Source organism: Limosilactobacillus coleohominis, assembly GCF_016901675.1.
GTDB lineage: Bacteria > Bacillota > Bacilli > Lactobacillales > Lactobacillaceae > Limosilactobacillus > Limosilactobacillus intestinavium.
Genome location: NZ_JACJKU010000230.1, coordinates 1 through 214 on the forward strand (window position 1 = coordinate 1; position 214 = coordinate 214).

A 214-nucleotide genomic window follows, 5' to 3' on the forward strand; every position below is an offset into this window, starting at 1 on the left:
GCCACTGCAGCAGCTAATAAGGCTGATAAGAAAGCTGAGAAGGCCCAAGCCAAAGCTGACCAATCCAAGGCTGACTCCGATCAAAAGCAAAAGGTAGCCGATGAAGCCACTGCAGCAGCTAATAAGGCTGATAAGAAAGCTGAGAAGGCCCAAGCCAAAGCTGACCAATCCAAGGCTGACTCCGATCAAAAGCAAAAGGTAGCCGATGAAGCCA

At 50.0% G+C, this 214-nt stretch carries 1 protein-coding gene; it reads left to right on the top strand.

Features of this window, described 5'->3' with window-relative positions; translation table 11 throughout:
* A partial coding sequence (locus H5975_RS08630) for a hypothetical protein (RefSeq protein ID WP_428832693.1) occupies positions 1-214 on the top strand: 214 nt, incomplete at both ends.